Origin of the sequence: Candidatus Methylobacter oryzae, assembly GCF_003994235.2 — a bacterium.
Taxonomy (GTDB): domain Bacteria; phylum Pseudomonadota; class Gammaproteobacteria; order Methylococcales; family Methylomonadaceae; genus Methylobacter_A; species Methylobacter_A oryzae.
The window spans coordinates 19,638-27,755 of the sequence record NZ_RYFG02000004.1 but is presented as its reverse complement, the minus strand read 5'-3'; the positions used below and the strand labels follow the sequence as shown (position 1 = coordinate 27,755).

General features: G+C 46.3%; 6 protein-coding genes. 3 read left to right on the top strand and 3 right to left on the bottom strand.

The window, feature by feature from the left end:
* Nucleotides 1–192: 192 nt before the first annotated feature.
* From EKO24_RS00185 to EKO24_RS00175, 3 genes are all read left to right on the top strand, one after another.
* Nucleotides 193–3,162: a DUF1998 domain-containing protein gene (locus EKO24_RS00185; protein WP_127029630.1), complete on the top strand. Its 2,970-nt coding sequence runs from the start codon at nt 193–195 to the stop codon at nt 3,160–3,162.
* Nucleotides 3,163–3,554: 392 nt separating this feature from the next.
* Nucleotides 3,555–3,803, top strand: a complete 249-nt coding sequence (locus EKO24_RS00180) for an AbrB/MazE/SpoVT family DNA-binding domain-containing protein (RefSeq protein WP_127029631.1) — start codon at nt 3,555–3,557, stop codon at nt 3,801–3,803.
* On the top strand, nt 3,800–4,207 hold the full coding sequence (locus EKO24_RS00175) for a type II toxin-antitoxin system VapC family toxin (RefSeq protein WP_161990532.1): 408 nt from the start codon (nt 3,800–3,802) through the stop codon (nt 4,205–4,207). Before EKO24_RS00180 ends, EKO24_RS00175 begins: the two co-directional genes overlap by 4 nt.
* Before the next feature lie 160 nt (nt 4,208–4,367).
* Here EKO24_RS00175 and EKO24_RS00170 read toward each other — a convergent pair whose 3' ends face one another.
* The 3 genes from EKO24_RS00170 to EKO24_RS00160 are packed head-to-tail and all read right to left on the bottom strand — an operon-like array spanning nt 4,368 to nt 7,985.
* On the bottom strand, nt 4,368–5,393 hold the full coding sequence (locus EKO24_RS00170) for an agmatine deiminase family protein (RefSeq protein WP_127029633.1): 1,026 nt from the start codon (nt 5,391–5,393) through the stop codon (nt 4,368–4,370).
* A gap of 32 nt (nt 5,394–5,425) precedes the next feature.
* Nucleotides 5,426–7,105, bottom strand: a complete 1,680-nt coding sequence (gene recN, locus EKO24_RS00165) for a DNA repair protein RecN (protein ID WP_127029634.1) — start codon at nt 7,103–7,105, stop codon at nt 5,426–5,428.
* The gene (locus tag EKO24_RS00160) at nt 7,089–7,985 is read right to left on the bottom strand and encodes an NAD(+) kinase (RefSeq protein ID WP_127029635.1); all 897 of its coding nucleotides are present in this window, start codon (nt 7,983–7,985) and stop codon (nt 7,089–7,091) included. Before EKO24_RS00160 ends, recN begins: the two co-directional genes overlap by 17 nt.
* Nucleotides 7,986–8,118 lie beyond the last annotated feature (133 nt).

Sequence of the window (8,118 nt, the reverse complement as noted above, 5' to 3'; positions counted from 1 at the left end):
CATTCCGCCAATGGCTATTTGTCGCCCGTAGACTACGAATTGCAGCAAAAAGCCGCTTAACCGTGTGTCCGGGAAAGTGTTGACACATCACAAGTTACCGTTATTGGGGGCAAGCGGATTGTACCTCCACTCAACAAAAGAAAAGGCGATTACAAACAGAATACACCTATAACAACTTTGGTGGATATTGCCATGAATAATGTTCCCCCTCATCCCGCCAATTATTTACAACGGGCAGGCCGTGCCGGTCGGCGTCAGGAAACCCGCTCGTTGGCATTTACCTTATGTAAGGAAAATCCGCATGAGCGCACGGTTTTTAATCGTCCGTTATGGCCGTTTACCACCTATATTAAAGCGCCTTACATTACCTTAAACAGCTCCAAGATTGTGCAGCGACATGTTAATTCGTTGCTTTTTTCTTACTTTCTAAAACAGGTTATTGATGTAGCTCAACAGCAAAACACTAAATTGGATTGCGGCTGGTTTTTTTGCCAAGACGAAGACGGCAAGTCACAACTTGAGCGTTTTTGTGTCTGGCTGGAAGAGTGCGATTTAACTGGAATACCGGAAAATCTTGAGAGAGGCTTAAAGGCATTAATATACAAAACGATTCTGGCAGGCACATCATCAACCAACCTTACGCATCAAGCTATTTTGATCATTAGCAGTATTAAGAATAAATGGTTGTCAGAATATCAGCCTTTGCAAGCTGAATTTAACGCATTAAATTCAAACATTGGCGAGAATAATCCTTATAAAAAGCGGATAGAAAAAGATCTGGAACGCCTAAAAGGGGAATATCTATTGGCTGAATTGGCAACTCGCGGCTTTTTACCTTGTTATGGATTTCCAACGGGGATTGCCTACTTCGATCCTTATAGCGTTCACGATTATCAACGTAGAAATCACAAAAAAGATGACAAACGGGAAGATAATCTTAGCCGTATCCGGGAAAAACCGACCCGTGATTTGTCCATTGCTATTAGAGAATATGCGCCCGGCTGCGATATTGTCCTAAATGGTCTGGCGTACCGTTCAGCGGGCCTGAGTTTAAGCTGGCACAGTCCTGAAAGCTGCTCCAACGAAACACAGAAACTAATAACGGCGTGGCGTTGCGATCATTGTGGCGCAATTGACAATGCTTTAAGTAGCGTTTCTAGTAGCGTTTGCAACGACTGCGGTGGGCTGCTTAATCCTGAGCATAAGCGCGAATTTATAGAACCGGCAGGATTTGCCGTTGACTTTTATAGCAGTCCCCATACGGATGTTTCAGCACAGCATTATGTGCCAGTTAAAGACCCCTGGGTTACTGCTAGAGATAGGCTACGTCCTTTGTCTAATCCGCAATTAGGACAGTTTCGCGCCGGTAGTCGGGGTGATATTTTTTATCACAGTTCCGGCGAACATGAGCACGGTTACGCACTCTGCTGGCATTGCGGTCGTGCCGATTCCATGACCGCCGAAAATAAACTTCCTGAAGTTTTCTTAAAGCCGCATAGAAAATTAAGAGGCAGGCCGGAAGGTGAAACAGATGCTTGGTGCAGCGGTAACGACAGTGAATTCGCCATTAAAACCAATTTGCATTTAGGCTATGTTGACCATACCGATGTTTTTGAACTGTATCTGAAAAACAGCAACGAACAGACGTTTCTTGATTATAGAAATGAAGATAGCAAAAAAATCGCCTGGACGTTATCAGTGGTACTCAGACAAGCCCTCGCCGACATTTTGGGTATCAATGTCGATGAAATGGGCTATACCGTGAAGCCGACTAAGTTGACTGGATGCAGCCATCCCGTAGCAGCCATTGTTTTATATGATAAAAGCAGTGGCGGTGCTGGCTTTGCTTCATCTGCGTACCGCTATTTTGACGAATTATTTGTTAAAGCCAAGGAATACCTTAAGTGTAATTGTCAAGGCGTGTGCCAGAACTGTTTGTTGGGTTTTGATACTCGCTTCCATATTGATTATCTGGATAGGCTTTTAGCGGCAAGTTATTTGAATGAAGAATTTATCCGTCTGCTGGCTTTGCCGGAGGAATTAAAACTATTAGGAGGAGCATCTCGTTATTGCCCTGAAACGCTGTTTATTGAAATCCGCGATGCTGCGAACCACGGCGCAACTGAACTGCATGTGTTTTTACAAGGTCAGCAATCCGACTGGGAAATAAATGAAAGTCAATTGCTTGAACGGTGCTATCGCTGGAAACAACTTTATGCAAAGGTAGTTTTATTTGTTAACGCTTCATTACAGCCGCTTTCAGAGGCCGCCAAAGAAGAGCTGCGGGTTTTGCACCGATTAGGGATAACCATCGCTATAATCGATGATGGCAAGGTGATGCTCAAAGATTCGGCTTGTATTGTTGCACAAACTTTGTCAGACACCGCAATCAAGACTTTCGCGCACTCGCTTAAACAAACTGCAATACCCACGCAAAATTGGCTGACTCTACCGGATAGTGTTTTGATCTCTGCGGACAATTACCCGCTTATGCCGATATTAGAGTATCTGAATGAAGAGGCCTTGAAACCGAATACAGGCAATGGTGATATAGAAATTGAAATGCTTTCTGAATGCAACGGCCCATTAACTCAATTTGCTGAGCAATTCTGGCAACATGTGCTTGGGTGTCATCCATTATTGCAACAACATGTACTTTCGGATGAACTTAGTAGCTTACATTATTCAGATCGCTATTTATTTTCTCCGTGGTCGGTTATGTTGATTGCAGAGCTTATTGATGGTTTAAAACGGCTTATGAAAAGTAATTGGACTAAGCCAAAAATTGTTATTAATACCTTTGTTAAGCGGGAAAGCAATAATCAGAAACGCGGTTTATTGGCAGACTGGACGGATGACAACATACGCTTGGATGTTATCACAACCTATTTTAAGGCTATGGATGAAAATTGTGTTGTTAATGCGGCAAGCGATACTCCACATGGCCGTGTAATGGAATTGACATGGCGGTCAGGGAAAACAACTCATATTCGATTGGATCAAGGCGTTGGTTATTGGGCAATCGGCGATAACGCACCTTGGTTTGATGATAATTTATCAGATTCTAAGCAACAGGTAGAAAAAATGATGCAATTACTTATTAAACTTAATATTAGGAATGGCAAAGACTTTCCAACGCAAATTTTTGTAAAAGAGCGTTAGAAATGTCATGGATTCAAGTAATCTTGACCACGCAGATTACGAAAGCTATGTGCTTAATCCGGTAAAAGAGCTGCGGCAAAGGGGCAGGTCGCAATTAGCTGAGTTGAATCCGCATGAATTTTCAGCCAGTATTTAATGTGAGTCTTTAATGTGAATTAAGAGCTAAAAATGTCCTGACATATAATTTCAAGGCGTTACAAACAAGACATTTTTAATTTTTGTCATTACTTGGGGCTAAGTACCTGATTTATCATTATTGGATTTAGCTCTTAATTCGTATTTTAGAGTTTAAAACAAAGCTGCAATCTGTACTATATCAAGAAATTTACATACACAACCGCCCTGATAAGCCCGATAATGTAATCGTATATAAATATTTGCGAGAAGATCCCATGCCTACTTTATCCATTAACGGCGATGTCCATATACCCGATAATCTCATTCATGCATTGGGCTTAAAACCCGGCGCAGAACTGGCTTTTGAGCGCCAAGGCGACGCGATTGTCATACGCCCGGTAAAAAAACCAAGCAAGATCTCACGGGTTGAAGAAGGTCCTCAAATATTGGGCTATACCGGGCCGACAGTTACCTTGGAAGAAATGGACGACGCCATAGCCAAAGGTGCGGCGCAATCGTTGTGAAGTCGATCGATACCAATATCCTGGTGCGCTATTATGCGCAAGACGATTCGCTGCAATCGCCTCTTGCCTTGCGAGTTTTCATGGATGAGCCCGAGCTGCTTGTGACGAAAACGGTTTTGCTTGAGTTTTTCTGGGTTTTGACTCAGGCTGACAAATTCCGCTTTCCGCCTGAACAAGTCATGTCCGTTTTCGAACATCTGCAAGGCTTGCCGAATATTGTCATCGAGGATGAACTTTCGCTACGAACAGCCGTTGCATGGTGTCGTGCCGGCCTTGAGTTTCCAGATGCTTTGCATCTGTCCGCTTCTGCGGCTTGCAGTGTATTTTTAACCTTTGATGACCGTAAATTCGCGCGCCGGGCCCAACGTCTTAACTTGACCCCTATTTGCGAGATCCCCGCGTAATCTTGCTATTCAACAATCGTTGAGATACTAGCCGCTATCAATATGCCTATATCGGGCATATAACGCAAAGCCCAGCGGAGCATGAGTATTGGAAAACGTTCTACAGGACTGCGGTGTCAGGCCGGGTAGCCTGACACCGCAGTCCGATAAAGTTGCAATACTAACCGTTAGCTCTCAGCGCGCCTTCAGGAAACTGCATCGTCATGCAATGCAAGCTGCCGTACTGATGCACCAAGGGGCGACAGGGAACACCGATAATTTTGCGGTCAGGGAAGCAGCCGGCCAAGCGCTCCAGCGCGACTGCATCCATCGGATCGCTATAAGTCGGCACCAGCACGGCGCGATTGATGATTAAAAAGTTCGAATAATTTGCCGGCAATTGTTGCCCGTCTTCATCATGGATCGGTTGCGGCAACGGTAACGGAACTAAATGATAGACGTCGCCATCCTGGGTTCTCAGTCCTTGTAATTGCGATTCCATGAACTTCAAACTGTTGTAATGCGGGTCTTCGCTATCGTCGCAGCTGGTGTAAGCGATGGTATTGGCAGAGCAAAAGCGCGCCAGGGTATCGATATGGGCATCGGTATCGTCGCCGCTCAGGTTTTCCTGATCCAGCCAGAATACTCGTTTTGCCCCCAAATGCTTCAGTAATTGCTGTTCAATATCCTGTTGGCTCAGGCCTTTGTTTCTATTCGGGTTTAACAGGCATTGTTTTGTCGTCAGGATGGTATCGATGCCGTCGCTTTCGACGCTGCCGCCTTCCAATATAAAATCGACATCGGTATGACTGGCGCCTTTGAAAGGTCTGGCATTCAACAGTTTGTGGTTCAGCGCGTTGTCGTTTTGGTGCGAATATTTCTCGCCCCAGCCATTGAAAAGAAAATTCATATGCATGACGGCGCCGTCTTTTTCGACGCTCAGGAACACAGTATCCCTGACCCAGATGTCGTTGACCGGCGCATGGATGAAGTCGATACCGTCGGTCTTGTTTATTAAGGATTGGATATGCTGTTGGTGGCTGTCGTCTCTGCAAACGATAAGCAGTTTTTGGTATTGACTGATAGTCTCGGCAATAATGCTGTAGGATTGTTCTACGGCGTCAAGGTTGCGGAAGTCGCCGGTAAGATGAGGCCATGCGATTAATACTGCGGATTGTTTTTCCCATTCTGCTGGAAATCTATTCATGGTATTTGGTTCCGTATAATTGTATTTTCCGGTTATAAGCCGGAATTAGATTGAAACAACATTTCTTTAGCGTGCGCCAAGGTGTTGGCAGTGATATTTACACCGCCGAGCATTCTGGCAATTTCTTCAACACGCTCTTCCGTTTCCAGTAAGCGGACATTGGAAGAAGTAATATCGCTTCGGTTGTTTTTTTCAACGTACAGATGGTGATGCGCTTGTGCAGCGACTTGTGGAAGGTGAGTGACGCACATGACTTGCCGGTTATGGCTTAAGCTGCGCAGTTTTTGTCCGACGATTTCGGCAATGCCTCCACCTATGCCTGAGTCTACCTCATCAAAAATCATGGTCGGGGTGGTTTTATCACTGGAAGTGGTGACTTGAATCGCCAGGCTGATGCGTGACAATTCACCGCCGGAAGCCACTTTAGCCAGCGGTTTAGCGGGCAGGCCGGGATTGGCGCTGACCAGGAATTCGATTTTATCTTTGCCGTTCAGCTTGGGCGTAGCGCTGTCCAGTGCGCTTATATCGACCAGGAATTCGCCTTGCGGCATGCCCAGTTCTTTGATCATTGCAGAGATTTGCTGTTGCAGTTTCTTGCCGCTCAGTATGCGCTGTTTGGTCAGTTCCGCTGCCAGTTGCCGGTATTGGGCGAGCAATTGTTCGGCGCTTGCGGTTAACGCTTCGATACGTTCGCTGCTGTGGGTTAGTGAGTCGAGCTCGCTCTCAAATTTGCCGACCAGCTCCGGCAATTCGTCCGGCGTGACGTGATGCTTGCGGCTCAGGCTTTGAATAATGCCGATCTGGTTTTCCAGCGTTTCCAGGCGTTGCGGATCGGCCTCTTGCGACTCAAGAAAGCGGCGTAATTGCAGCGATGCTTCTTCAACCTGAATCTGCGCTTCGGAAAGCATGGTGCAGATTTCGTTTAGTTCGGGCGCAAACTGGGCAAGGTGATTTAACTCGGCCAGGCAATGGTTCAGCATTTGGTTGACCGATTGTTGATCGCTTTCGTACAGCAGGTCGACCTGGGCCTGGCCGCTGCTTAATATCTCTCCCAAATTGGCTAGTTTGCTGTGTTCTTCCGAAAGTTCGGCATAGCTGAAATTGCTAAGGTCCAGTTGTTGCAGTTCTTCAAGCTGATAACGCAGCAATTCTTCGCGTTCGGTTTGGTCAACGCCGGCTTTGATCAAGTTTGCCAACTCTTTGCTGGTTTGCTGCCATTCCCGGTAACAGGCGTTGACGTGGTCCAGTAGCGGCTGGGTTTTAGCGAACGAATCCAGCAGACGGCGCTGCTCATCGGCATTCAGCAGCGTCAAGTGCGCATGTTGACCGTGAATTTCGACCAGCTTTTCGCTGAGCTCCTGCAAGGCCTGCAAGGTAACCGGGCGATTGTTGATATAGGCTTTGGAGCGGCCGTCCTGATTGACGATGCGCCGGATCAGGCATTGCTGTTCGGCATCCAGTTCGTTGTCTTTTAACCATTGTTGCGCTTGCGGCGCATCGGCTAAATCGAATTCCAGGTTGATTTCGGCCCGTTTGCAATTGGGGCGCACATAGCCGGAATCGGCCCGGTCTCCCAGTGCCAATCCCAAAGCCGTCAATAAAATGGACTTGCCGGCGCCGGTTTCGCCGGTCAGCACCGACATGCCTTTTTCCAGGTCCAGATCCAGCGTTTTGACGACGGCAAGGTCGATGATATTAAGGTTTAGTAGCATTGTGGTAACCACTGCTCCAGTTTAATTTATGCCTGAGTATATAAAAGAAATCATGGTCTTCGGGGTGCAAAATTCTAATCGGTTTAGGTTCCTTTTTGATTAAAATTTTGTCGCTGATTAATACTTTCGGAATTTCGATGTGGTCGCAAGTCACCAAGGCATTGATTTGTTTGGTCTGGCAAAAGCTTATTTCGATTTCAACCGAATCGTTGACCACGATAGGCCGGTTCGATAGGGTATGGGGATTGAGCGGCACTAATACCAGCGCGTTTAACGCCGGGTGCAAAATAGGTCCGCCGGCGGACAGGGCATAAGCGGTCGAACCTGTCGGCGTGGAGATTATCATGCCGTCTGAGCGTTGCGAATTTAAGAATACATTGTCGATTTTGGTAATGATCTCAATCATGCTGGGCGTTACCCAGCGATGCACGACCACTTCATTAACGGCTGTTTCTTCGTGAATAATTTCTCCTTCGCGGATAATCTTGGTGCGCAATAAATAGCGTTTTTCCTCGGTGTAACGGCCTTGGAGAATCGGCAGCAATTTATCGGACAGCTCGTTGGGAGATATATCCACCAGAAAACCCAGCCTACCCAGGTTGATGCCGATCAGCGGAATATCGTATTCAACGATAGCGCGGGCTGCGGCAAGAAAAGTCCCGTCCCCGCCGACGGCGATAACCAAGTCGCAATGCCGGGCCATTGTATCTATCGCGTAGGAGTTGACAGAAGGATCGTCAATAAAAGGCGCGCTGTCTTTAGCGACAATAACACGGTATTGATGTTGCTTTAAAAATGCGTTCAGTGCAGCTAAAGACGCGGCGATACTGGGATCGCTGGGTTTACCTATGATGCCGATAGTCTTAAAAGGTGTCTGCATTATTGAATAATAATCTTGAAATGAATTCGATTATACAAAAAAACCTAAGTAAGACTACGAGTATTGCAATTTGAGCGGATATTTTTGTTTGTTGTGTCTTTTAGCTTGATATTTTCGAATAATGGACACAATC